The sequence below is a fragment of the Allobosea sp. GW821-FHT03A12 genome (assembly GCF_058986765.1).
Genome location: NZ_JBYSVZ010000002.1, coordinates 211,350 through 233,950, shown reverse-complemented (window position 1 = coordinate 233,950; position 22,601 = coordinate 211,350). Strand labels below are relative to the sequence as shown.

The following is a 22,601-nucleotide window of genomic DNA, read 5'->3' as shown; positions in this document are numbered from 1 at the left end:
CTTCTCGATGGAGACCGTTCGATGTCCCTGTTTTCGCCGCTGACGCTGCCCAATGGCGCCGTCATTCCCAACCGCATCGCCAAGGCCGCGATGGAGGAGAACATGGCCGATGCCGGCCATGCCCCCTCGCCCGAGCTGATCAACCTCTACAGCGCCTGGGCGCAAGGCGAAGCCGGGCTGATCGTCACCGGCAATGTGATGGTCGACGCCCGCGCCATGACCGGCCCGGGCGGCGTGGTGCTGGAGGATGATCGCCATCTCGACCGCTTCAAGACTTGGGCGGACGCCTCCCGCTCGCGCGGCGCGCAGGTCTGGATGCAGATCAATCATCCCGGCCGGCAGATGCCGGCGGCGCTCGGCCAGGAGACGCTGGCGCCCTCCGCCATCGCGCTCGATCTCGGCGCCCACTCGAAGCGCTTTCCGATGCCGCGCGCGATGACGGCAGCCGACATCGCTGAGGTCGAGCGCCGTTTCGTCGAGACCGCGCGGCTTGCCGAGCGCGCCGGCTTCACCGGCGTCGAGATTCATGCGGCGCATGGCTACCTCATCAGCCAGTTCCTCTCGCCGCTGTCGAACCGGCGGGAGGACCAGTGGGGTGGCAGCCTGGAGAACCGCGCGCGTTTGCTGCTCGACATCATCCGTGGCGTCCGCGCCGCGGTCACGCCCGGCTTCGCCGTCGCGGTCAAGCTCAACTCGGCTGATTTCCAGCGCGGCGGCTTCTCGCCTGACGATGCGCAGGCCGTGGTCGCCATGCTGGGCGGCCTCGGCGTCGATCTCGTCGAATTGTCCGGCGGCAGCTATGAGGCGCCGGCGATGATGGGCGCCGCGCGCGACGAGCGCACGCTGGCGCGCGAAGCCTATTTCCTCGCCTTCGCCCGCGACATCGCCAGGACGGCAACCATGCCGCTGATGGTCACCGGCGGCATCCGGCGCCGCGAGGTCGCGCAGGAGGTGATCGAGAGCGGCGTCGCCATGGCAGGGATCGCGACCGCGCTCGCGATCGAGCCCGCGCTACCGCGCCGCTGGCGTGCCGGCGAGGCCGACGCACCGAAGCTCCGGCCGATCACCTGGACAAACAAGCCACTGGCCTCTTCGGCCCACATGGCGGCCGCCCGCTATCAGCTGGCGCGCCTCAGCCACCGGCGGCGCACGGCGCCGAACGTCTCGCCGCTCTGGGCCTTGCTCTGCGCGCAGCTCGAGGGGGGACGCCGCGCCCGCCAATATCGCCGCTGGATCGGCGAGCGGAAGCACGCCGCCTGAGAGCCCGCGCTTCGCCGCGCGCTCAGAACGGCATCTTGCAGTCCTTGCCGTAGGCGTCGGGCAGCCCTTCGGCGATCTTGCTCTCGATCTGCGTAGCGAAGCCGCCGTCCGCGCCCTCCTTCACCGAAACGAGGTAATAATCCTGGATCGGGAACTGGTTCGGCCCGATCGCGAAACGCCCGCGCACGGAGGCGAACTTGGTCTTGCGCAGGGCTTCGATCAGCTTCGTCCGGTCGGCAATCTCGCCCTTGAGAGACGTCGCGGCGGCGTTCAGCCAGATCGCCGCGTCATAGGCATGCGCGGCATAGTTGGCGGGCGTGTACTTGTACTCCGACCTGAACGCCTCGACGAAGGCGCGGCTCGCCGGCACGTCGAGCGCGGGCGACCAGTTGGTGACTCCGGAGGTTCCGACCGCCGCATCCTGGAGCGCCGGCAGGTTGGTCTCGTCGATGGTGTGGGCCGAGAGCATCGGCAAAGTGACGCCGGCCTGCCGCCATTGCTTGACGAAGGTGACACCGAGGCCGCCGGGCATGAAGACGAAGGCCGCGTCCGCCTTGGCGGCGACGATCTTGGCGAGATCGCTGGAGAAGTCCGGCTGCGTCAGCGGCACGAAGATCTCGTCGACGATCTCGCCCTTGTACTCGCGCTTGAAGCCGGCGACGACGTCCTTGCCGGCCTGGTAATTGGGCGCAACGACCACGATCTTGCGATAGCCCTTCTGCGTGGCATGGCGCCCCATCGCCTCGGCGTTCTGGTCGTTCTGGTAGGCGGCCGAGAACAGATACGGGCTGCACCTTGCCCCTGCGATCGGGGACGGGCCGGCATTGGTGCCGATGAAGACCGTCTGGCCGTCGACCATGCGGCGGGCCGTCGCCATCAGGATGTTGGAGAAGACGATGCCGACGATGGCGTCGACCTTGTCGCGCTCGATCAATTGCTGGACGCGCTGGATGCCGACCTCGGGCTTCAGCTCGTCGTCGACGACGAGCACCTCGGCCGGAATGCCGGCGATCTTGCCGCCGAGCTGCTTGATCGCGAGCTGGAAGCCGTCGCGCGTGTGCTGGCCGAGCACGGCCGGCGGTCCGGTCAAGGTGGTGACCAGGCCGATCCTGATCGACTTGGCCGGCTCGGCAGAGGCCGTCGTCGAAAGGGCCGAGAGCAGCGCCAGCGCGCTCGCGGCGATCTTGAACGTGTCAGGCATGTCGTTGTCCCCCTTATTGGTTCGTTCTCAGCCGATGCCGTAGCGCCCGGGCGCGATCACGCCGGCTGGGTCGAGCGCGGCCTTGATCGCCGTGCAGCTCTCGCGGAAGGCCGGCATGGCCTGGCCCATATGCAGCGCGTGGTAGTCGAGCGGGGCACGGCCGACGAAGATGCCGCGCTCGGCATAGGCCCGGGCGAGCGCCTCGTAACAGGCGTTGGCGCGGGCGTTCTCGTCGGGGTTTTCGCGGTCGAAGGTGATGACGTGCAGGCCGCGCGCGAAGCGGGCACTGCAGACGTTCATGATCATGTAGTCCATGCCGTGCTCGGCATAGATCCGGCGCGAGATGCGCTGGCACTCGTTGGCGATGCTGCCGACCATCGGCGTGCCCGGCAGGAACCAGAGATTGCCGCCGCCGGGCCGCCATTTCAGCAGGCCGAGCTCGCCGACGCCGGGAACGCCCGAGCAGGCATTGATCGCGACCTGCAGGGCATGGAAGCCGAGCGCCTCCTCATGCGGGATGTAGGTCGCCTTGCCGGACTTGCCGAAGGCGGCGCGCACGCGCTCGATCTGCGGCTCCAGCGCCGCCATGCTCGGGCCATAGAAGGCGCCCGACACCGTCCAGGCGCCGAGCCTGTCCTTCTCGCGCAGCGCGCGCCGGCCCGCATCCGAGATCGGGACGCGGCTGCCGGGGCTGTATTCGGGGCTCGGATGCTCGGAGCCGCAGAGATAGACGTCGTTGGCGACACGCAGCAGCGTCGGCACGAAGTTGGAGAGCTTCAGCGCCCGGCAGATGTCGACGATCTCGCCGAGGTCGTCATCGTCGGGATAGGTGAAGTGGAAGCTGCGGACCGCCGGCGGGCGCGGCAGCAGCCAGATACCCATGCGCGTGACGATGCCGAAATTCGACTGCGCGAACAGCCCGTCGAGGATCGGCCCGAAGCTGTACTTGCTGACATGCCAGTTCGGCAGATCGGAGCCGGCCAGCGCGCCGTCGCCGGTGCGCAGCACCTCGCCATTCCCCAGCACGATCTCCATGCCGCAGGAGAAGCCGAAATGGTCGAAATAGGGGCCGTAGCCGGCGCCCTTGTCGAGCGCATTGCCGAGCATGCCGCCCTGCGGCGGGCCGGAGGTGACGTCGACCATGAACTTGTCGCCGCGCCGGACCAGCTCGTCATACATCGCCTGGTAGCTGACGCCGGGCTCGACCACGGCAAAGGCCAAGGTCTCGTCGATCTCCAGGATGCGGTTCATCCGACGCCCGAGATCGAGCACGACCTGCCCTTCATGCACCGCCGAGCGGCTGCCGAGCCCGATATTGTTGCCGGTGCTGACCGGATAAAGCGCGACGCCATGGCGGTTCGCCGCCTTCACGATCGCCTGCACCTCGGCCGTGCTGCCGGGATAGATCACGCCGAGCGGGCGCCGGTCGCCGCCCGGCATGGTGTTCTCGCCATAGCGGCGCAGCGTCTCCTCACTGCGGTTGATCCATTCGGCCCCGATCGCCGCCGCGACCTCGTTGAAGAATGCGTCCGCCATGCCGGCGTCTCCCCTTTGTTGTCCTGTGTCTTCGCCGATCACCAGAAGCCGGCGTCGTCGTTCGGCGCCGGAGCGGCGGCTGCCGCGGGCGCCGTCGCCGGCGCTTCTTCAGGCTGCGGCGCAGGCCGGCTCGTTAGCGTCACCCCGGTCAGGGCCGGTGGCAGCGGACCGCCCGTCGCCCAGTCCAGCAATTCGGCGGTATGCGCCATCGGCGCGTCGACATAGCGCCGCAGCTGCGTCAGGCAGCCGATATTGCCGGCCACCACGACGTCAGGCGCCGTGCTGTCGATATGGCTCGCCTTGCGCCGGCCCAGGGTTTCAGCCGTCGCGGGCTGGAGCAGGTTGTAGGTCCCGGCCGAGCCGCAGCAGAAATGCTTCTCCGGCACGTCCACCACCTCGAAGCCGGCGGCGCGCAAGAGGTCGCGCGGCTGCCGGGTGACGCGCTGGCCGTGCTGCATCGAGCAGGCGTCATGATAGGTGACGCGCAGGCGTGGGCGCTCCGGCGCGACCGGACGCAGCCCGATGCCGGCGACGAATTCGGTGACATCGCGGGCGATGCCGGCGATCTCCTTGGCCTCGCCGGCAAGCTCCGTCCGGGCGAGGAGATGGCCGTAATCCTTCACCGTGGTGCCGCAGCCCGAGGCGTTGACGATCACGGCGTCGAGCCCCTCGCCGCGGCGCTCGCGCATCCAGGCCCGGACATTGGCGACGGCGGCCGCCATCGCCTCGTCCTCACGGCCCATGTGCAGCGTCAGCGAGCCGCAGCAACCGGCACCTGCGGCAACGACGACCTCGCAGCCATGGCGCGTCAGCAGGCGGATGGTCGCCGCGTTGATGCTGGCGTCGAGCGCCTGCTGGGCGCAGCCGGCGAGCAGCGCCACGCGCCCGCGCCGCTCGCCCTCGGCCCTGAATACCTGCGGTGCCAGGATCTGCCCTTGCGTCCGCTCCGGGATCATCGCCAGCAGCGGCCGCAGCCGCGCCGGCAGCAGCCTCTGCATGGGGCGTCCTAGCCTACCGAGTACCAGGGCCGCCTGGAACAAGCGCGGCCGCGGCAGGATGAAGGCGAGCAGCGCCCGCAAGGCGCGCTCGGCCGGTGGGCGGCGATGATGGCGCTCGACATGGATCCGGGCTCGGTCGATCAGATGCGCATAGTCGACCTTGGCCGCACAGGTGGTCATGCAGGACAGGCAGGAGAGGCAGCTATCGAGATGCGCGACGGTCTGCGCCTTCGGCGGCCCGCCGCTCTCCAGCATGGCGCGGATCAGGTCGATGCGCCCGCGCGGGGATTCGTTCTCGTCCCGGCTCAGCACATAGGTCGGGCAGGTATTGGTGCAGAAGCCGTAGTGCACGCAGGTGCCGAGGATGTCGGCGGCTTCCCGGATCGCGGGATCGCTCAATTGCTCGGCCGTGAAATCCGTCTGCATCGCTTGTCTGCCCCTCCGAGCGGAAAGCTAGGAAGGAAGGCTGGGAGGGGTCTCGGCGCTGCGTGCAGAAAATTCCGGCTTTGAGTGCAAACCGTTCTTATGAAAAGCTGTGCGCGCCCCGGCGGACTCTGTCGGCTGCCGGGCGGAGAAGGTCATGGGGACCATTGTCTGGGGCACGGAAGGTCTCGAACCCGATTCCGGGTTCGACTATTGGCGCGAGACCGTCTGCCGCGCCGTGCTCAACGTCACGACCGAGGCGCCCGATCCGCAGGAGGCCTTCCACGGCTCCATCACCGGGCGCAGCTTCGGCGATGTCAGGATCGCGAGCTTCCGCTCGACCCGGCACGACGTGGTGCGCACCTCCCGCCATGTCGCGCAAGGCGACGACAGCGTCCTCGTCAGCCTGCAGGAACGGGGCGAGTGCCGACTCTCGCAGGGCGACGAACGGCTGCTGCTCAAACCCGGCGAGATCGGGCTCGTCGACGGCGCGCGGCCCTTCCGCCTCTCCTTCTCTGGGGATGTCCGGCGCGTCGTCGCCGTGCTGCCGCGCCGGACGCTCCTGCTCAAGGCGCCCTGGCTGGTGCGCGGCCGCCCGCATCGCATCGCGCTGTCTTCGCGCTTCGTTTCGCTGGCGCGGCGCCACCTCCTCGAGCTCGCCCGCCATGGCGAGATCATGGACGAGATGTCGGCCAGCCTGCTCGCCGACAATCTCTGCAACCTGATCGGGCTGTCGAGCGACGCGGCCGGCCCCCGCCCCGACCGGCTGCACGAGGCGATCCTCGCCTTCTGCCGCGGACGGCTCGGCGACGAGACGCTCTTGCCGGGCAGCGTCGCGGCGCATTTCAACATCTCGCTGCGCACGCTGCATGCGCGCTTTGCCGCGACCGGCGAGAGCTTCGGGCGCTGGCTGCTGGCGACGCGGCTGGAGGAAAGCCGCCGCGCTCTGCTCGATCCCCGCCGTACCGGCGAGGGCATCGCCGCCATTGCCTATTCGGCCGGCTTCAACGATCTCTCCGTCTTCAACCGGGCCTTCCGCAACCGCTTCGGCATGACGCCGTCCGATCTGCGCGGCACAAGGCGCAACTGAGCGGAAGGTCGCGCCACATGACATCGAATGGAGCGCCGGGCCCTCGACGGCCCACAGGAATCCCGCCGGCCGGGCTCTTCAAGGCCGGCCTGCTCGCTCTGCTGACCGCCACTACCCTCCCCGCTGCAGCTTCCGACTGGCAGCGCTATGGCAATGCCCGCTTCCAATACTGGATCGACGTCCCGCCGGGCTTCTCCAAGGTCGAGGAAGCCGACAATGGCGATGGCGGCCTCGCCTCGTCTGCGGATGGCGCTGCCGAATTGCGGGTCTGGGGCAGCTATCCCACCGCAGGCAGCCTCGCGGCCGAGGCCAAAGAGCGCCAGGCGCTGGACCGGCGCGACGGCTGGAGCATCAGCTACCAAGCGCAGAACAAGAGCGGTGCGGCCTGGTCCGGAGCCAAAGGCAACCGCATCGTCTATGCGCGCACCATCCCGGGCTGCGACAAGGCGGTGGCCTATTTTCGCCTCGAATACGATCGGGAGCGGCAAAAGGCGTTCGACCCGGTGGTTTCCAGGCTGGTCAAGTCCTTCCGAAGCGGCGACTGCCGGACGCGCTGAACGTCGTCGCCCTCGCCTCTAGGCCAGCTTCGCACCCGCCCAGGTCGCAACGGTCTTCGCCATCGTCGCCAGATGCCCGCTTGGCGAAAAGCCCGACGCCTTGCGCGGCCGCAAATCGTGATCGCCATCCTCCAGCCAGAGCATCTCGATCGCGGGCGACAGCGTGTAGCCACCGACCTCCTCCCGCGTGCCGAACTCGTCGCGCGTGCCCTGGACGATGAGCGTCGGCGTCTTGAGATCGGCAAGATGCTGGGTCCGCAATTGCTGCGGCTTTGCCGGTGGATGGAACGGGTAGCCGAGGCAGAGCAGGCCGCCGATCCGCTCGGCCGCGAACAGATCGTCGGCGATCATGCTGGCGACACGCCCGCCCATCGACTTGCCGCCGATGATCAGCGAACGCGATGAACCCAGCGCCTCGATCGCGGCCCGGTACTCCGGATTGAGCGTCTCGGCCCGCGGCGGCGGCTTGCGCCCGGCCTCGCTGCGGCGGCTGGCCATATAGGCGAACTCGAAGCGGGCGACGCGAAACCCCTCCCCGGCCAGGCTCTCCGCCGCAGCCGTCATGGACGCCGAATCCATCGGAGCTCCCGCGCCATGGGCCAGGAGAATGGTGTGCCTGGCGTCTTCGCGGCCGTCGAACAGGAAGTGCAAAGCCATTTCTCCATCCGCCCTGGCCGCCAGCTTCGATCGCCGGACTCGCGCGGCCCAGCCTAGATCCTGCCGGGTTGCCGCGGAACCACCCTCGTCATCTTGGACCCGCGTCGCTCGGCCCGCGGTCCATCGCAGGACGGGCAACTGCGACGACTCGCCACAGCCTCGGCAGGGCCGCGCTCCAGACGGAAAGAAGCATTGCTATTATATAGATACTTATGACTTCCCGAACGAAGAAGCCGCCGCCGACCGTGGGCTTCCTGCTCCACGACGTCGCGCGCCTGTTGCGCAAGCGTTTCGAGCAGCATGCCCGCGATTCCGGGCTGACCCGCTCGCAATGGCAGGTGCTGGCCTATCTCGATCAGAATGCTGGCATCCAGCAGGGCGCGCTGGCCGAATTGATGGATGTCGAGCCGATCACGATCGGGCGCCTGCTCGACAAGCTCGAAAGCTGCGGCCTGGCGGAGCGCCGGCCGCACGCCACCGACCGGCGCATCTGGCAGCTCTATCTGACCGAGAAGGCCAGGCCGAAGCTGACGGAGCTGCGGGCGCTCGGCGAGATCACCCGGGCGGAAGCGTTCGGCGACATCCCGCAGGCCGAGCGCGACCAGCTGCTCGCGACGCTGGGGCAGATGAAAGCGAATCTGACGGCCGCCTGCCTGGTGCCGGTGGCCGAGAGGCAGGGCCAAAATGGATGACGCAGCCAGAAAGTCCGAAATCGGCGGCGAGGCGGCTCCCGATGCAGAGCCCGAGCCCAACTCCTCTAGCAATGTGACCGCGATGCAGCGGCCCGAGCTCAAGGCGGCGCCGTCCCCCGCGGCGAAGGCGCCGGAAACCGCAGCACCGGCTGCCGCGCCAGCCACTACAACGTCCGCGCCACAGGCCGGGCGCAGCCGCACCCGCCGTCTTCTTTTCGCGCTGCTGCCCATCGCTCTCGTCGCAGGCGGCTACTACTACGTCGTCGGCGGGCAGGTGATGTCAACCGACAACGCCTATGTGCAGGCGGATATCCTGGGCATCTCGACCGATGTCGCTGGCATCGTCGGCGAGATCGACGTCCGCGACAATCAGGCGGTCAAGGCCGGCGACGTGCTCTTCAAGCTCGACGACAAGCCGTTCCGCTTCGCGCTGGAGCGGGCCGATGCCCAGATCGGCGTGGTCGGCAACGATCTCGAGGCGCTGAAGGCCAGCTACAAGAGCATGCAGAGCCAGATCGAACAGGCTCGTACCGACATCGCCTTCTACGAGACCGCCTTCAAGCGCCAGCAGGACCTCGCCACCAAATCCGTCGCCTCGCAGGCGACCTATGACCAGGCCAAGCACGATCTCGACAGCGCCCGCCTCAAGCTCGCGCAGCTCGAAAGCCAGCTCGCCGGCATTGCCGCCAGCCTGAACCGCAAGCCCGACGCCCCGGTCGAGGACCATCCACGCTACAAGGATGCGGTCGCGGCCCGCGCCGAGGCGCAGCGCCAGCTCGACCATACGACGGTGCGCGCGCCGATGAGCGGCGTCGTCACCAATGTGCCCTCGCTGCAGAAGGGCCAGTATCTGGAGGCGGCGACCAATGCCTTCAGCCTGGTCTCGACCGAGCATGTCTGGATCCAGGCCAATCCGAAGGAGACCGAGCTCACCTGGGTGAAGCCCGGCCAGACCGCCGAGGTCTATGTCGACACCTATCCGGGCGCGGTCTGGAAAGGCACGGTCGACAGCATCAGCCCGGCCTCGGCCGCGAGCTTCTCGCTGCTGCCGGCGCAGAACACCAGCGGCAACTGGGTCAAGGTCGTGCAGCGCATCGCCATGCGCGTGAAGATCGAGACGCCGCCGGACGAGCCGCAATTGCGCGCCGGCATGAGCGTCACGCTCGACGTCGACACCGGCCATGCTCGCGGCCTGCCGAGCTTCGTCTCCGACGCCGTCGGCAAGAGCAAGACCAGATAAAGAGGCCCGCCATGGCCAGCGCAGTCGCCACGGCCGGAACGCCCGTCGCCAATCGCGGCGCCATCACCGCCTGCGTGATCCTCGCGGTGATCATGCAGGCGCTCGACACCACCATCGCCAATGTCGCGCTGCCCTATATCCAGGGCAGCGTCTCGGCGAGCGCCGACCAGATCAACTGGGTCCTGACCTCCTACATCGTCGCCGCCGCGATCATGACGCCGCCGTCGGGCTTCCTCGCGGCCCGCTTCGGCCGCAAGCGCGTGCTGTCGGTGGCGATCATCGGCTTCGTCGTCGCCTCGATCCTGTGCGGAGCGGCGCAGTCGCTGCCCCAGATCGTCGGCTTTCGGCTCTTGCAAGGTTTCTTCGGCGCCTCGCTGGTGCCGCTCTCGCAGAGCATCCTGCTCGACATCTACACGCCGGAAGAGCGCGGCTCCGCCATGGCGCTGTTCGGCATCTCGGTGATGGTTGGGCCGGTGCTCGGTCCCGTGCTCGGCGGCTGGCTGACCGAGAACATCTCCTGGCGCTGGGTGTTCTACATCAACCTGCCGCTCGGCCTCCTGGCGCTGGCCGGCGTCTCGATCTTCGTCACCGAGACCAAGTCGAGCGCGCTCGCCAAGCTCGACTGGATCGGCTTCGGCGCGCTCAGCATCGCGATCGCCGCTCTGCAGCTATTCCTCGACCGCGGCGCCCAGCTCGACTGGTTCGACTCGCTGGAGATCATCGTCGAGGCGGCGGTCTGCGTCGCGGCCATCTATATCCTGATCGTCCACACCTTCACGGCGCAGAACTCCTTCATCAAGCCGCGCCTGTTCCTCGACCGGAACTTCAATGTCGGCCTGATCTTCATCTTCATCGTCGGCATCTGCTACCTGGCCTCGCTGGCGCTGCTGACGCCCTTCCTGCAGACCCTGCTCGGCTATCCCGTCGTGACGGCCGGCATCGTCATGGGGCCGCGCGGCCTCGGCACCATGGCCTGCATGTTCCTGGTCGGCCGACTGATCGGCAAGGTCGACATCCGCATCCTGCTCGGCGCCGGCTTCCTGGTCAGCGCCTGGGCGATGTACGACATGGCCGGCTGGACGCCCGACGTCTCGCAGCAGCGGATCATGCTGACCGGCTTCCTCCAGGGCGGCGGGCTCGGCCTGCTCTTCGTGCCCCTGACGACGATCACCTTCGCGACGCTGCCGGCGGAGTATCGCGGCGACGGCACTGGCCTCTACAACCTCTCGCGCAATATCGGCTCCAGCGTCGGCATCTCGCTGGTCAGCTACCTGCTCACCCGCAATGTCCAGGTGAACCACGCCGAGATCGCGAATTATGTCACACCTTATAATCGCCTGTTCGAGCTGCCGGCGATCAAGCACGCCTGGGATCCGGCGACGCTGGCCGGGCGCGCCGCGCTCGACGAGGTGGTGACGCGACAGGCGACGATCATCGCCTATATCGATGACTTCAAGCTGCTGATGATCCTCTGCCTCGCGGCCCTGCCGTTCCTGGCGCTGCTGCGCACGCCGCGCCGACAGGCAGCGCCCGCCGACGACCATGCGATGGCGCTGGACTAGACGAACCCTGCGGGCCGGCAAAGCCGCCATGTGCCCCGCCAGCCCGACCGCGAAAAGCAGACCCTCGGCAATGTCTACGACCTTGGCAGTAGACCACCCTATGGTAGCGTAGACTTAGAGCGGAACAAAAATCCGCCATCGGCTCCGCCGTTGGACACCTTCGGCGCGGCCGGCCACGCAGGGAGGTGAATGCAATGCGGAAGGCATATATGGCCGCCGTTGCGGCATGTGCTTTGATTGCGGCCGGAGGCACCGGCCAGGCTCAGGAAAAACTCAAGATCGGCGTGTTGGCGACGCTCTCGGGCGCGCTGACCTCGGGCGGCGAGGACGGCGTCCGTGGCGCGCAGATCGCGCTGAAGCAGCGTGGCGGCAAGATCGCCGGCCGCGAAGTCGAGTTCATCATCGCCGCGACCGACGCCAGCCCGGACTCGGCGCTGCGGGCGGCGCGAAAGCTGGTCGAGCAGGACAAGGTCCAACTCATCCTCGGCCCGCTCTCGGGCTCCGAGGGCATCGCGATGCGCGACTACTCGAAGACCGTGCCCAACGTCACCGTCGTCGACGCCTCCTCGGGCGCGCTCGAGACGACTTATGTCAATCCGTCGCCGAACTATTTCCGCTTCAACAGCAACGGCGCGATGTGGATGGCCGGGCTCGGCGAATACGTCTTCAAGGACAAGGGCTACAAGAAACTCGCCGTGATCGGCGAGGATTACTCCTTCCCTTACACGCAGGTCTTCGGCTTCGCCCTCGGCTACTGCAAGGCCGGCGGCCAGATCGTCCAGCGCCAATGGGTGCCGCTCGGCACCAAGGATTTCGGCTCGGTCATCGCCAACATCCCCGATGACGTCGACGCGGTCTTCCTCGGCCTCGGCGGCGGCGACGCCGTCAACTTCCTCAACCAATACGGCCAGACCGGCGGCAAAGCGAAGTTCGTCGGCGGCTCGATCATGGTCGACCAGACCGTGCTCTCCTCGCGCGGCGCCGCCAAGAAGCTGCTCGTCGGCACGCCTTCCTCGGGCGGTGTCGCCGATGCCTGGGACGATCCGAAATGGAAGGCCTGGGTCAAGGCCTATCAGGACGCCTTCCCGGCGGACAAGCGCTTCGCCAGCCCGTCGCTGTTCGCGACCAATTACCACAATGCCTTCAACGGCATGGCGACCGCGCTGGAAAAGGTCAACGCCGACCTCTCCGACGGCGGCACCAAGCTCAGGGCAGAGCTCGCCAAGGTCGAACTCGATGCCCCGAACGGGCCGATCAAGCTCGACGACGACAGGCAGGCGATCGCCACGACCTTCATCACCGAAGTCGTCGAGGCGCCGAACGGTGACCTCACCAACAAGTTCGTCCGCACCGTCCCGAACGTCTCGAAGACGATGGGGCTGTCTGCCGAAGCCTTCAAAGCGGTGGGGCTGCCATCCCGGACCAATCCGGAATGCAAGCCCTAGTCGTCTTTATAGACTGACTCCCCGGACAGGGCGCGACAAGGATCGTGTCCTGTCCGGCCAGCCGTCCCGCTCCGGTCAACGACGTCGCGCACTTCTTGCGTGCGGCGTTGGGCCAAGGCTCACCTGATGAGGCAGCCTCAGGCCCACCGGACCTTGCCACGCGAGGAGCCATGAGTCGCGCAGTCGCGGTCTGCCACGGTCCGTTCGGACGGGTGTCGATCTACGACCTCGATCGCCCAATGGTGGTGCATGCCCATCGCGAAGCTCACCTGATCTTCTTCCTCGACGGGTCGCGCGGCCTCGTGACCGTCAATGACCACACGGTCCGGGTCGATCCCTTCATGGGCGTTGCGGTCAATCCCTGGGAACCGCATAATTTCCAACCGGAGCAGCCGGGTTCCTTCGGCCTGTTCCTCGTCATCTATCTCAAGCCGGAATGGCTGGCGGCGCAGGCCATGCCGTCGGCCGGTTCGCTGGTCTTCCCGTCATCCGAGTTGGTCGTGACCCGCGAGCTCGCCGCCTGGCGCGATCAGGCGGTCGAGATGCTGCTGTCGCAGCATCGCGATCTCAATCTCGCCCCGGTGCTGATGGCGCTGGCGCAGGCCTCCAGCGAACCGATCGGGCCGGAGCTTGTCTCCTCGCTGCTGCATGACACGTCTGAAGGCGCGCTCGACCGGCGCGTGTTGCGCGCCTGCCGCCTGCTGGAACAGCACACTTCTTGTGAAGGCGCTCTCGCCCGTGTGGCGCGCGAGGCTGGGCTGTCGCGTGCCCATTTCTTCAAGCTCTTCCGGCAACAGGTCGGCGTCACGCCGACCATCTTCGCCAATACCGCCCGAATCGACGCAGCGCTCGAGAGGATCGTGCTGTCGAGCGACCCGGTGACCAGCATCAGCCACCGCCTCGGCTTTTCCGGCCAGAGCGTATTCACGCGCTTCTTCACCGCCCATGTCGGCATGGCCCCCCGCGACTATCGCCGGGTGCTGCGCACCGTTAGCCTCCCGCAAGCGCAGGCGAGCCATGTCTGACTTCATCGGCCGCCGCCCGATCTGGTCGCTGGTGATCCTGATCGCGGTCGCTCTGCTCCTCTTCCTGATCTTCGCGGTCTGGACGCCCTGGATGGAGCTGACCTTCGGCAGGAAGCGCGTCTTCCTGAGCGCGCTCTTCAACGGCATCACGCTCGGCGGGCTCTATTTCCTCGTCGCCAGCGGCTTCACGCTGATCTTCGGCCTGATGCGCAACGTCAACCTGGCGCATGGCTCGCTCTATCTGTTCGGCGGCTATGTCGGCTACAGCATCGGCAACCTGACCGGCTCTTGGTTCGCCGCGCTGATCGGCGCCTTCGTGATCGTCGCGCTCGCCGGCATCTTGATGCAGGTCCTGCTCTTTCGCTGGATGGAAGGCCAGGATCTGCGCCAGACGCTGGTCACCATCGGGCTTTCGATCATCGTCGCCGACCTGCTGCTCTGGGGCTATGGCGGCGATACCTTCCAGGTCACGACGCCGGACTGGCTCTCCGGGCCGGTGCAACTACCTTTCATCGTCGCGCTGCGCAGCAATGGCGAGGCGGTGATGATGATGTACCCGCTGGTCCGCATCGCCATCCTGATCGGCGCGATCATCCTCGGCGTCGCGATGTGGCTTGTGCTCAACCGCACGCGCATCGGCATGCTGGTGCGCGCCGGCGTCGACGATCGCGACATGCTCTCGGCCACCGGCGTGCGCGTGCAGCTCGTCTTCGTCATGGTCTTCGCCTTCGGAGCCGGGCTCGCCGGTCTCGCCGGCGTCGTCGGCGGCACCTTCCAGTCGCTCCAGCCGGGCGAGGACACCAAGATCCTCCTGTCCTCGCTCGTCGTCGTCATCGTCGGCGGCATGGGCTCGATCCCCGGCGCGGCGATGGGCGCGCTGATCGTCGGCCTCGCCGAGCAGTTCGGCTCGGTCTACATGCCGACCTATGCGGTGATGCTGACCTTCGTCATCATGGTCGTGGTGCTGGCGATCCGGCCGCAGGGCCTGGCCGCGGTGAGGCGCTGATATGGCGCTGGCCGAACCCCGCCTCGCGATCGCGACGCCGCGCCCCCGCGAAGGGCTCGCCGAGGTGATCGCCCGGCAGGGCACTGGCTTCTGGGTCGTCGCCGCGCTGCTCCTGATGATGCCCCTGATCGCCAGTCCGTTCTGGCTCGTCCAGATCCTCGCCTACGCGATGATCCTCGGCATGATCGCGCTCAGCCTGATGTTCCTAGCCGGCTATGGCGGCATCGTCAGCCTGATCCAGATGACCGTCGCGGCCTTCGCCGCCTATCTCGTCGCCATCTTCGGCGACAGCGCCATCACGCAGATCAGCCTGAAATGGCCATGGTGGACGGCGGTGCCGGTCGCGATCCTGCTCGCCACCTTGTTCGGCACGCTGGCCGGCGCGCTCTCGGTCAGGACCGAGGGCATCTACACGATCATGATCACCCTCGCGATCGGTTCGGCCTTCTATTACCTGACGCTGCAGAACTACACGATCTTCAACGGGTTCAGCGGCTTCAACGGCGTGATGCCGCCGGTCTTCCTCGGCATCGACTGGGGCGGAACCGTGCCGTTCTACTATCTGACGCTCGGCTTTGCCGCCCTCGCCTATGCCGTGGTCGTCTATGTCTCGCGCGCGCCTTTCGGCCTCGCTTTGCAGGGCACGCGCGACAATCCCAGGCGCATGGCGGCGCTCGGCTTCGACGTCGTCGCCCATCGCATCGCCGCCTATGCCTTCGCGGCGGTGATCGCCGCCTTCGCCGGCGTGCTGCTGGTCTGGTATCAGCGCCAGGTCTCGCCTGGGACGGGCGGCGTCGGGCCGGTCGTCGACATGCTGATCATCGCCGTGGTCGGGGGCCTCAGCCGCCCGATCGGCCCCTTCATCGGCGCGCTGGTCTATGTCCTGCTGCGCACCTTCGCGCTCGATTTGCTCGATTGGGTCGGGTTCGAAGGCAAGCGCTATCAATTGCTGATCGGCTTCGGCTTCCTGGTCATCGTGCTGTTCTCGCCGGACGGCTTGATCGGCATCTGGCAACGCCTGCGCGAGCGCTATCGCAAAAGCCGCGAGGCACAGGACGCGCAGATGCGGACCGGCGGAGGCGCGCCATGAGCGCCGTGCCGAGCCTGGAGCGACTGAGCAGCGCCAGCTCGGGCAACGCGCTCGAACTGCGCGGCGTCTCGCGCCTGTTCGGCGCGCTGGCGGCCTTGTCCGACGTCACGCTCTCGGTCCGTCCCGGCGAGCGCCGGGCCGTGCTCGGCTCGAACGGCGCCGGCAAGACCACGCTGTTCAACTGCGTCACCGGTGATTTTTCGCCCAGCTCCGGCGTCATCCGCTTCTTCGGCGAGGATGTGACGGCCTTCCCGCCGCATGAGCGCATCCGCCGCGGCCTTCGGCGCACCTACCAGATCTCCTCGCTCTTCACCGGGCTGACGGTGATCGACAATGTCTACCTCGCCTGCCGCGGCGTCTCGCGGAACCGCTTCTCGCTCAGGCGGCCAGGCCGCGACGACACGCTCCAGCACGCCGCCGAAAGCCTGATCGACGCGGTCCATCTCACCGCGGTGAAGGACCGTCTGGTCGGCGAGCTCGCCTATGGCCAGCAGCGCCAGCTCGAGATCGCCCTCGCTCTGTCGGGCGCGCCGCGCTTCATCCTGTTCGACGAGCCGGCGGCAGGGCTGTCGCCGACCGAGCGGGCCGACCTCGTCCAAATCCTGACCTCGCTGCCGGCCCATATCGGCTACATCATCATCGAGCACGACATGGATGTGGCGCTGCGCGTCGTCGAGAGCGTGACGATGATGCACAATGGCCGCATCTTCAAAGAGGGGCGGCCGGACGAGATCGAATCCGATCCGGAGGTGCAGGAGCTCTATCTCGGGGGCGGCCATGGCTGAGCGCCTGAAAGCCCCACCCGCCGCCGGCGTCCCGATCCTGCAGATCGCGGGGCTCAACGTCTTCTATGGCCGCTCGCACGCCGTCCAGGGCGTCGACCTCACGCTGCAGCACGGCGTCCTTTCCGTCGTCGGCCGCAACGGCATGGGCAAGACGACCATGTGCAAGGCGATCATGGGGCTGGTGCCGATCGCCTCCGGCTCGATCCGCTTCTTCGGCGAGGAGATCGCCGGCCGCTCGCCGGCCGAAGTGGCGCGGCTCGGCATCGGCTATGTGCCGCAGGGCCGCCGGCTCTGGCGCTCGCTGACTGTCGACGAGCATTTGCGGCTGATGCAGCGCGGCAAGCGCAGCGCCTGGACGCCGGAGCGCATCTACGAGGTGTTCCCGCGCCTGGCCGAGCGCCGCAACAATGGCGGCGGCCAGCTCTCCGGCGGCGAGCAGCAGATGCTGGCGATCAGCCGGGCGCTGTTGCTCAATCCGCGCCTCCTGATCATGGACGAGCCGACCGAGGGGCTGGCGCCGGTCATCGTCGCCCATGTCGAGGAGATGCTGGTTCGCCTCGCCGAGCAGGGCGACGTCGCGATTCTGGTGATCGAGCAGAACATCGGCGTCGCGACGCAGATGTCCGATCCCGTCGCGATCATGGTCAACGGCCGGATCAACCGCATCATCGCCTCGGCGACTTTGGCCGGCGACCGCGACCTGCAGCAACGCCTGCTCGGCGTCGGCCGCCATGGCCATGACGAGACAGACGCGGCTTCGGAAGTGGCCCCGGCCGCCGGAACCGCACGGCCTGCCACGCAAGCGCCGGCTGGACCGATGCGCGTCTACGTCTCGAACCCGGTCATCCCGAACCGCTGGTCACAACCCGTGCCGGCGGCGCGGATCGAGGCGCAGGCCCGCACCATCTCGCGCCCGACATTGGCGACACGCGACGGCCAGCCAGTCGGGACGATCCGGCCGCTCGCGGCTGCGGCGAGCAGCGAGCCCTATGTCGTCATCGCCGGCACGCTCGACACCAAGGGCGAGGAACTGCGCTTCATCCGCGACCTGATCCGGGCCGAAGGCTTGCGCACCCGCCTCGTCGACCTCTCGACCTCGGGCCGCAGCGCCGGCGGCGACGTCACCCCGCAGGAGATCGCGCTCGCCTCGCCGAAAGGCTCGGCCGGCATCGCCTCCGGCGATCGCGGCACGGCGGTCGCGGCGATGACCGAGGCCTTCAAGGCCTGGCTGCCGCGCCAGCAGGGCCTGCTCGGCATCATCTCGGCCGGCGGCTCGGGCGCGACCGCGATGGTGACGCCGGCGATGCAGGCGCTGCCGGTCGGCCTGCCCAAGCTGATGATCTCGACCATGGCCTCAGGCGATGTCCGCGCTTATGTCGGCGCCACCGACATCGCCATGCTGCACGCTGTCACCGATGTGCAGGGCGTCAACCGCGTCTCGCGCCTCGTGCTCGGCAATGGCGCGCATGCCATCGCCGCCATGGCCAAGGCCCGCCTCGCCGAGCTGAAGCCCGAACCCTCGCGCCGCCGCGAGGTCGAGAAGCCGCTGGTCGGGCTCACCATGTTCGGCGTCACCACGCCTTGCGTGCAGCAGGTCTCCAGGCTTCTCGCCGATGAATGGGAGCCGCTCGTCTTCCACGCCACCGGCACCGGCGGGCGCGCCATGGAGAAGCTGGTCGAGTCCGGCCTCGTCGGCGCGGTGATCGACGTCACAACCACCGAGATCTGCGACCTGCTGATGGGCGGCCTCCTGCCGGCGACCGAGGACCGCTTCGGTGCGATCATCCGCACCCGCATCCCCTATGTCGGCTCGGTCGGCGCGCTCGACATGGTCAACTTCTTCGCGCCGGAAACGGTGCCGGAACGCTATCGCGCCCGGCAGCTCTATCCGCACAACCCGCAGATCACGCTGATGCGGACCACGGCGGAGGAGAATGCCCGCATGGGCCGCTGGATCGGCGAGCGGCTGAACCAGATGGAAGGGCCGGTCCGTTTCCTGATACCCGAGCTCGGCGTCTCCGCGCTGGATGCACCGGGCCAGGCCTTCCACGACCCGGCCGCCGACGCCGCCCTGTTACAGGCGCTGGAGCAGACGGTGCGCACCGGCCCCAACCGGCAGCTGATCCGCCTGCCGCTCCACATCAACGACCCCGCCTTCGCCGCCGCTCTGGTGCAGCAATTCCGCACGCTGCATGCCGGCCGGCGCCGCGAGCGGGTCGGCGGAGGCAGGTCATGACGGCTTTCGACAAGAAGACCCTGCTGAAGCGCTTCCGGGCGATGATCGCCAAAGGTGAGCCTATCGTCGGCGGCGGCGCTGGCACCGGTCTCTCGGCCAAATGCGAAGAGGCCGGCGGGATCGATCTGATCGTGATCTACAATTCCGGCCGCTACCGCATGGCCGGGCGCGGCTCGCTCTCCGGCTTGATGCCCTATGGCGATGCCAATGCGATCGTCATGGAGATGGCGGCCGAGGTGCTGCCGGTGGTGAAGAACACGCCGGTGATCGCCGGTGTCTGCGGCACCGACCCGTTCCGGCGCATGGACGTCTTCCTCGACGATATCAGGCGCCTCGGCTTCTCCGGCGTGCAGAACTTCCCGACGGTCGGGCTGATCGACGGCACCTTCCGCGCCAATCTCGAAGAGACCGGCATGGGCTATGGCCTCGAGGTCGAGATGATCGCGCTCGCCAACGCCAAGGGCCTGCTGACCACCCCTTACGTCTTCTGCGAGGACGACGCGCGGGCGATGGCGAAGGCCGGCGCCGACGTCATCGTCTGTCATCTCGGGTTGACCACCGGCGGCTCGATCGGCGCCGAGACGGCGCTCAAGCTGAAGGACTGCCCGGCGCTGGTCGAAAGCTGGGCCAAGGCGGCGCTCGCGGTGAAGAAGGACGCAATCATCCTCGTCCATGGCGGGCCGGTCGCCGAGCCCAGCGATGCCGACTTCATCATGAAGAACACGGCGCACTGCCACGGCTTCTACGGCGCGTCCTCGATGGAGCGCCTGCCGGTCGAGGTCGCGATCCGCGACCAGACCCGCGCCTTCAAGCAGATCAGCCGCTCGGCGGCGACGGGAAAGCCGGCGCGCAAGGCCGGCAAGACGAAATGACCCGGGCACGGGCGGGAGGATGCTGACATGACGGGACAGCTGATCGGATCGCTGATCCTCTGGCTGATCGTGGCGGTGATCGTCATCGCCATCGTCGTCTACCTGGTGAACTGGCTCTATCGCCGCTCATCGAAGGAGGTCTCCTTCGTCCGCACCGGCCTGTTCGGCGAAAAAGTGGTGATCAATGGCGGCGCCTTCGTGCTGCCGATCATCCACGACGTCACGCCGGTCAACATGAACGTGCTGCAGCTCGCGGTGACGCGGGCGAACAACGACGCGCTGATCACCCGCGACCGAATGCGCATCGACATCGACGCCGAGTTCTATGTCCGGGTGAAGCCGGAGCGGCAGTCGGTCTCGGTCGCCGCCGCCACGCTCGGCCGGCGCACCTTGCAGCCGGACCAGCTCAATGCGCTGCTCTCCGGCAAGTTCATCTCGGCGCTGCGCACCGTCGCCTCCGAGATGACGATGGAGGAGATGCACGAGCAGCGCGGCACTTACGTCCAGCGCGTCAAGGACGCCGCCGCCGAGGCGCTCGACCAGAACGGGCTCGTGCTGGAATCGGTCGCGCTCACCGATCTCGACCAGACCGACCTGCAATATTTCAACCCGTCCAACCGCTTCGACGCCGCCGGTCTGACCCGGATCATCGAGGAGATCGAGGACAAGCGGAAGCTGCGCAACGACATCGAGCAGGACTCGATGATCCGCATCCGCACCCGCAATCTCGAAGCCGAGCGCCAGGCGCTCGACATCGAGCGCGAGAGCGAGGCGGCGCGGCTGGAGCAGCAGCGCGAGATCGAGATCAAGCGCGCCATGCAGCGCGCCGAGGTCGCCCGCGAACGCGCCGTCCGCGACACCGAGGCCGAGCAGGCGCAGATCACCTCGCGCGAGGAGATCGAGAAGTCGCGCATCGCCAATGAGCGCGCGATCAGCGAGGCGCGCATCGCCTCGGAGCGTGACATCCGCCAGCAGGAGATCGCCCGGACGCAGGCGGTCGAGGAGGCTGAGATCGCCGCGCGCGAGCATGTCGAGAAAGCGCGCATCGCCAACGAGCAGGCGATCAATGTGGCCCGCATCGCCTCCGACCGCGATATCCGCCAGAAGGAGATCGAGCGCACCAAGGTGCTGGAAGCGGCCGAGATCGCCGCGCGCGAGGCGACCGAGAAGGCCCGTATCGTCCAAGAGACAGCGATCAACGCCGAGCGCATCACCCGCGAGCAGGAGGTGCGCAATCGCGAGATCGAACGCACCCGCGCACTGGAGCAGGATGACATCGCCGCGCGTGAATCGGTCGAGACCGCCCGCATCTCGCAAGAGGAGCGCGTCCGTGCACTCCAGATCGCGCGCAACCGCGCGCTCGACGAGGCCGAGATCGCCGCCCGCGAAGCGATCGAGAAAGCCCGGATCGCCCAGGAGAATGCGATCGCCGCCGACCGGATCGCGCTCGACCAGCGCACCCGCCTGCTCGAGATCGGGCGCGCCGAGACGATCGAGGCAGCAGAGATAGCCTCGCGTGAGGCGACCGAGAAGGCTCGCATCACGCAGGAGCAAACCATTTCGAGCGCCCGCATCCGCCGCGACGAGGAGGTGCGCAGCCTCGAAATCGCCCGCAACCAGGCGATCGACACCGCCGAGATCGCGGCGCGAGAGGCGACCGAGGCCGCCAAAATCGCACAGGAGCGGGTCAACGCGGCCGAACGCATCGCGGCGGAGCTTGCGACGAAGGAACTGGAGATCAAGCGTGCGGCGGAACTCGATGGTGCGGAGCTCAAGCGCCGCGATGCGGTCGAGCGGCAGCGCATCGCGACCGAGCTGAAACTCGACCAGGAGCGCATCACCTCGACCAGAACCCGCGAGATCGCGCAAATCGCCCAGAAGGAGGCGATCGAGGTCGCCGAAGAGCAGCGCGCCATCGCGCTCGCCGCCAAGAAGGTCGAGCGTACCGACGCCGACAAGGCGCTGCGCCAGGCCGAGATCACGGCGCGCCAGCAGGTCGAGACCGTCGACATCGCCCGCGAGCAGGCGCTGGAAGCAGTCAGGATCGAGCGCCGCCGCGCGCTGGAGCAATTGGAGATCGCCCGCAATCAGGCGCTTCAGGAGGCGCAGATCGTCTCGAACGAGGAGATCGAGCGGGCTCGCATCTCCTCCGACCGCGGCCTCGATGAGGCGCGCATCGGCCGCCAGCGCGAATTGCGCAAGCTCGAGATCGGGCGCGAACGCGAGGTCGAGACGGCCGCCATGGACAAGGCGATCGCGCTCTATGCCAAGTCGCTGGAGGAATCGGCGGCGCAGGCCAGTGCCGAGATCGCCCGCGCCAAGGCGGTCGAGGCCGAGGAGAAGGTCAAGACCGTCCGCGAGAGCGAGAGCGCACAGCGCCGCAAGACCGTCGAGATCCTGCTCGCCGAGAAAGCTGCCGAAGAGTCCCGCATCGCGGCCGAGGCCGACAAGGTGCGCCGCGCCGTCGAGGCCGAGGCGCAGAAGCTGCTCTACGAGGCCGAGAACGTGCTCAGCGACGGCGCCCGCTACGGGCTGTTCCGGCGCCGCCTGCTCGACAAGATCGAGGGCATCGTGCGGGAGAGCGTCAAGCCGATGGAGAAGATCGAGGGCATCCGCATCCTGCATGTCGACGGGCTCGCCGGGGCGGCCAGCGGCAGCGGCGCCGGCGGAGCGGCACGCTCGCCCACCGACGAGGTCATCGAATCGGCGCTGCGCTACCGGGTCCAGGCGCCGATGATCGACCAGGTGCTGAAGGAGATCGGCATCGAGGGCGGCAATCTCGCCAAGATGGGCGGGCTGATGCGCGAGGCCTCCGACATGCAGCGCGTCGCCAAGGAAGCGCAGCCGGCCAAGCCGAAGGATGGTGGCGATCCCGCCCCCGAAGGTGGCGGTGGCCGCTCCGGCTCCGGCAAGAAGTCGTGAGGCG

At 67.9% G+C, this 22,601-nt stretch carries 18 protein-coding genes; 14 read left to right on the top strand and 4 right to left on the bottom strand.

All coding sequences use genetic code 11. The annotated features are described in order from the left end of the window. Window positions 1-21: 21 nt before the first annotated feature. On the top strand, window positions 22-1,260 hold the full coding sequence (locus AC3WLC_RS07665) for an NADH:flavin oxidoreductase/NADH oxidase family protein (protein WP_493683335.1): 1,239 nt from the start codon (window positions 22-24) through the stop codon (window positions 1,258-1,260). 22 nt (window positions 1,261-1,282) lie between these two features. Here AC3WLC_RS07665 and AC3WLC_RS07660 read toward each other — a convergent pair whose 3' ends face one another. Genes AC3WLC_RS07660 through glcF form a run of 3 tightly spaced genes read right to left on the bottom strand, consistent with a single transcriptional unit; the run spans window position 1,283 to window position 5,421 of the window. After that, a complete protein-coding gene (locus tag AC3WLC_RS07660; protein ID WP_493683334.1) occupies window positions 1,283-2,461 on the bottom strand; it encodes an ABC transporter substrate-binding protein in 1,179 nt (392 codons plus the stop codon). Window positions 2,462-2,488: 27 nt separating this feature from the next. Further along, a complete protein-coding gene (locus AC3WLC_RS07655; RefSeq protein WP_493683333.1) occupies window positions 2,489-3,997 on the bottom strand; it encodes an FAD-binding oxidoreductase in 1,509 nt (502 codons plus the stop codon). Between the two features lie 38 nt (window positions 3,998-4,035). Then, entirely contained in the window at window positions 4,036-5,421 is a 1,386-nt protein-coding gene (gene glcF, locus AC3WLC_RS07650) for a glycolate oxidase subunit GlcF (protein ID WP_493683332.1), read from the bottom strand. 154 nt (window positions 5,422-5,575) lie between these two features. On the opposite strand from glcF, the gene AC3WLC_RS07645 reads away from it, so the two are divergent. Beyond that, window positions 5,576-6,508 (top strand): helix-turn-helix domain-containing protein, encoded by a 933-nt coding sequence (locus AC3WLC_RS07645; RefSeq protein ID WP_493683331.1) that lies wholly within the window; start codon window positions 5,576-5,578, stop codon window positions 6,506-6,508. 17 nt (window positions 6,509-6,525) lie between these two features. Next, window positions 6,526-7,065 (top strand): hypothetical protein, encoded by a 540-nt coding sequence (locus AC3WLC_RS07640; protein WP_493683330.1) that lies wholly within the window; start codon window positions 6,526-6,528, stop codon window positions 7,063-7,065. Window positions 7,066-7,083: 18 nt separating this feature from the next. On the opposite strand, the gene AC3WLC_RS07635 is transcribed toward AC3WLC_RS07640, so the two are convergent. Further along, window positions 7,084-7,722, bottom strand: coding sequence for an alpha/beta hydrolase family protein (locus AC3WLC_RS07635; protein WP_493683329.1), 639 nt, complete (start codon window positions 7,720-7,722; stop codon window positions 7,084-7,086). A gap of 212 nt (window positions 7,723-7,934) precedes the next feature. Here AC3WLC_RS07635 and AC3WLC_RS07630 point away from each other — a divergent pair, with 212 nt between their 5' ends. The 11 genes from AC3WLC_RS07630 (at window position 7,935) to AC3WLC_RS07580 (ending at window position 22,597) form a co-directional block, all read left to right on the top strand. Further along, complete coding sequence (locus AC3WLC_RS07630) at window positions 7,935-8,414, top strand: MarR family winged helix-turn-helix transcriptional regulator (RefSeq protein WP_493683328.1); 480 nt, start codon at window positions 7,935-7,937, stop codon at window positions 8,412-8,414. 82 nt (window positions 8,415-8,496) lie between these two features. Continuing rightward, complete coding sequence (locus AC3WLC_RS07625) at window positions 8,497-9,654, top strand: HlyD family secretion protein (RefSeq protein WP_493683366.1); 1,158 nt, start codon at window positions 8,497-8,499, stop codon at window positions 9,652-9,654. Between the two features lie 11 nt (window positions 9,655-9,665). Further along, the gene (locus AC3WLC_RS07620; protein WP_493683327.1) at window positions 9,666-11,216 is read left to right on the top strand and encodes a DHA2 family efflux MFS transporter permease subunit; all 1,551 of its coding nucleotides are present in this window, start codon (window positions 9,666-9,668) and stop codon (window positions 11,214-11,216) included. Between the two features lie 194 nt (window positions 11,217-11,410). After that, complete coding sequence (locus tag AC3WLC_RS07615) at window positions 11,411-12,661, top strand: ABC transporter substrate-binding protein (protein ID WP_493683326.1); 1,251 nt, start codon at window positions 11,411-11,413, stop codon at window positions 12,659-12,661. A gap of 170 nt (window positions 12,662-12,831) precedes the next feature. After that, on the top strand, window positions 12,832-13,686 hold the full coding sequence (locus AC3WLC_RS07610; RefSeq protein WP_454027732.1) for a helix-turn-helix transcriptional regulator: 855 nt from the start codon (window positions 12,832-12,834) through the stop codon (window positions 13,684-13,686). After that, entirely contained in the window at window positions 13,679-14,692 is a 1,014-nt protein-coding gene (locus AC3WLC_RS07605; RefSeq protein ID WP_493683325.1) for a branched-chain amino acid ABC transporter permease, read from the top strand. The genes AC3WLC_RS07610 and AC3WLC_RS07605 overlap by 8 nt, the downstream gene beginning before the upstream one ends. A gap of 1 nt (window position 14,693) precedes the next feature. Continuing rightward, window positions 14,694-15,782, top strand: a complete 1,089-nt coding sequence (locus AC3WLC_RS07600) for a branched-chain amino acid ABC transporter permease (RefSeq protein WP_493683324.1) — start codon at window positions 14,694-14,696, stop codon at window positions 15,780-15,782. Beyond that, complete coding sequence (locus AC3WLC_RS07595) at window positions 15,779-16,567, top strand: ABC transporter ATP-binding protein (protein WP_493683323.1); 789 nt, start codon at window positions 15,779-15,781, stop codon at window positions 16,565-16,567. Before AC3WLC_RS07600 ends, AC3WLC_RS07595 begins: the two co-directional genes overlap by 4 nt. Beyond that, the gene (locus tag AC3WLC_RS07590) at window positions 16,560-18,803 is read left to right on the top strand and encodes an ABC transporter permease (RefSeq protein ID WP_493683322.1); all 2,244 of its coding nucleotides are present in this window, start codon (window positions 16,560-16,562) and stop codon (window positions 18,801-18,803) included. Before AC3WLC_RS07595 ends, AC3WLC_RS07590 begins: the two co-directional genes overlap by 8 nt. Beyond that, a complete protein-coding gene (locus AC3WLC_RS07585; RefSeq protein ID WP_493683321.1) occupies window positions 18,800-19,675 on the top strand; it encodes a phosphoenolpyruvate hydrolase family protein in 876 nt (291 codons plus the stop codon). Before AC3WLC_RS07590 ends, AC3WLC_RS07585 begins: the two co-directional genes overlap by 4 nt. Window positions 19,676-19,702: 27 nt before the next feature. Next, complete coding sequence (locus tag AC3WLC_RS07580; RefSeq protein WP_493683320.1) at window positions 19,703-22,597, top strand: flotillin family protein; 2,895 nt, start codon at window positions 19,703-19,705, stop codon at window positions 22,595-22,597. Window positions 22,598-22,601: the final 4 nt, after the last annotated feature.

Bases quoted from the DNA above. Each gene is read 5' to 3' on its own strand.
- AC3WLC_RS07660 (WP_493683334.1), bottom strand. From the start codon at position 2,461: ATGCCTGACACGTTCAAGATCGCCGCGAGCGCGCTGGCGCTGCTCTCG.
- AC3WLC_RS07625 (WP_493683366.1), top strand. From the start codon at position 8,497: ATGCAGCGGCCCGAGCTCAAGGCGGCGCCGTCCCCCGCGGCGAAGGCG.
- AC3WLC_RS07655 (WP_493683333.1), bottom strand. From the start codon at position 3,997: ATGGCGGACGCATTCTTCAACGAGGTCGCGGCGGCGATCGGGGCCGAA.
- AC3WLC_RS07645 (WP_493683331.1), top strand. From the start codon at position 5,576: ATGGGGACCATTGTCTGGGGCACGGAAGGTCTCGAACCCGATTCCGGG.
- glcF (WP_493683332.1), bottom strand. From the start codon at position 5,421: ATGCAGACGGATTTCACGGCCGAGCAATTGAGCGATCCCGCGATCCGG.
- AC3WLC_RS07635 (WP_493683329.1), bottom strand. From the start codon at position 7,722: ATGGCTTTGCACTTCCTGTTCGACGGCCGCGAAGACGCCAGGCACACC.
- AC3WLC_RS07585 (WP_493683321.1), top strand. From the start codon at position 18,800: ATGACGGCTTTCGACAAGAAGACCCTGCTGAAGCGCTTCCGGGCGATG.
- AC3WLC_RS07580 (WP_493683320.1), top strand. From the start codon at position 19,703: ATGACGGGACAGCTGATCGGATCGCTGATCCTCTGGCTGATCGTGGCG.
- AC3WLC_RS07615 (WP_493683326.1), top strand. From the start codon at position 11,411: ATGCGGAAGGCATATATGGCCGCCGTTGCGGCATGTGCTTTGATTGCG.
- AC3WLC_RS07610 (WP_454027732.1), top strand. From the start codon at position 12,832: ATGAGTCGCGCAGTCGCGGTCTGCCACGGTCCGTTCGGACGGGTGTCG.
- AC3WLC_RS07630 (WP_493683328.1), top strand. From the start codon at position 7,935: ATGACTTCCCGAACGAAGAAGCCGCCGCCGACCGTGGGCTTCCTGCTC.
- AC3WLC_RS07600 (WP_493683324.1), top strand. From the start codon at position 14,694: ATGGCGCTGGCCGAACCCCGCCTCGCGATCGCGACGCCGCGCCCCCGC.
- AC3WLC_RS07605 (WP_493683325.1), top strand. From the start codon at position 13,679: ATGTCTGACTTCATCGGCCGCCGCCCGATCTGGTCGCTGGTGATCCTG.
- AC3WLC_RS07640 (WP_493683330.1), top strand. From the start codon at position 6,526: ATGACATCGAATGGAGCGCCGGGCCCTCGACGGCCCACAGGAATCCCG.
- AC3WLC_RS07595 (WP_493683323.1), top strand. From the start codon at position 15,779: ATGAGCGCCGTGCCGAGCCTGGAGCGACTGAGCAGCGCCAGCTCGGGC.
- AC3WLC_RS07620 (WP_493683327.1), top strand. From the start codon at position 9,666: ATGGCCAGCGCAGTCGCCACGGCCGGAACGCCCGTCGCCAATCGCGGC.
- AC3WLC_RS07665 (WP_493683335.1), top strand. From the start codon at position 22: ATGTCCCTGTTTTCGCCGCTGACGCTGCCCAATGGCGCCGTCATTCCC.
- AC3WLC_RS07590 (WP_493683322.1), top strand. From the start codon at position 16,560: ATGGCTGAGCGCCTGAAAGCCCCACCCGCCGCCGGCGTCCCGATCCTG.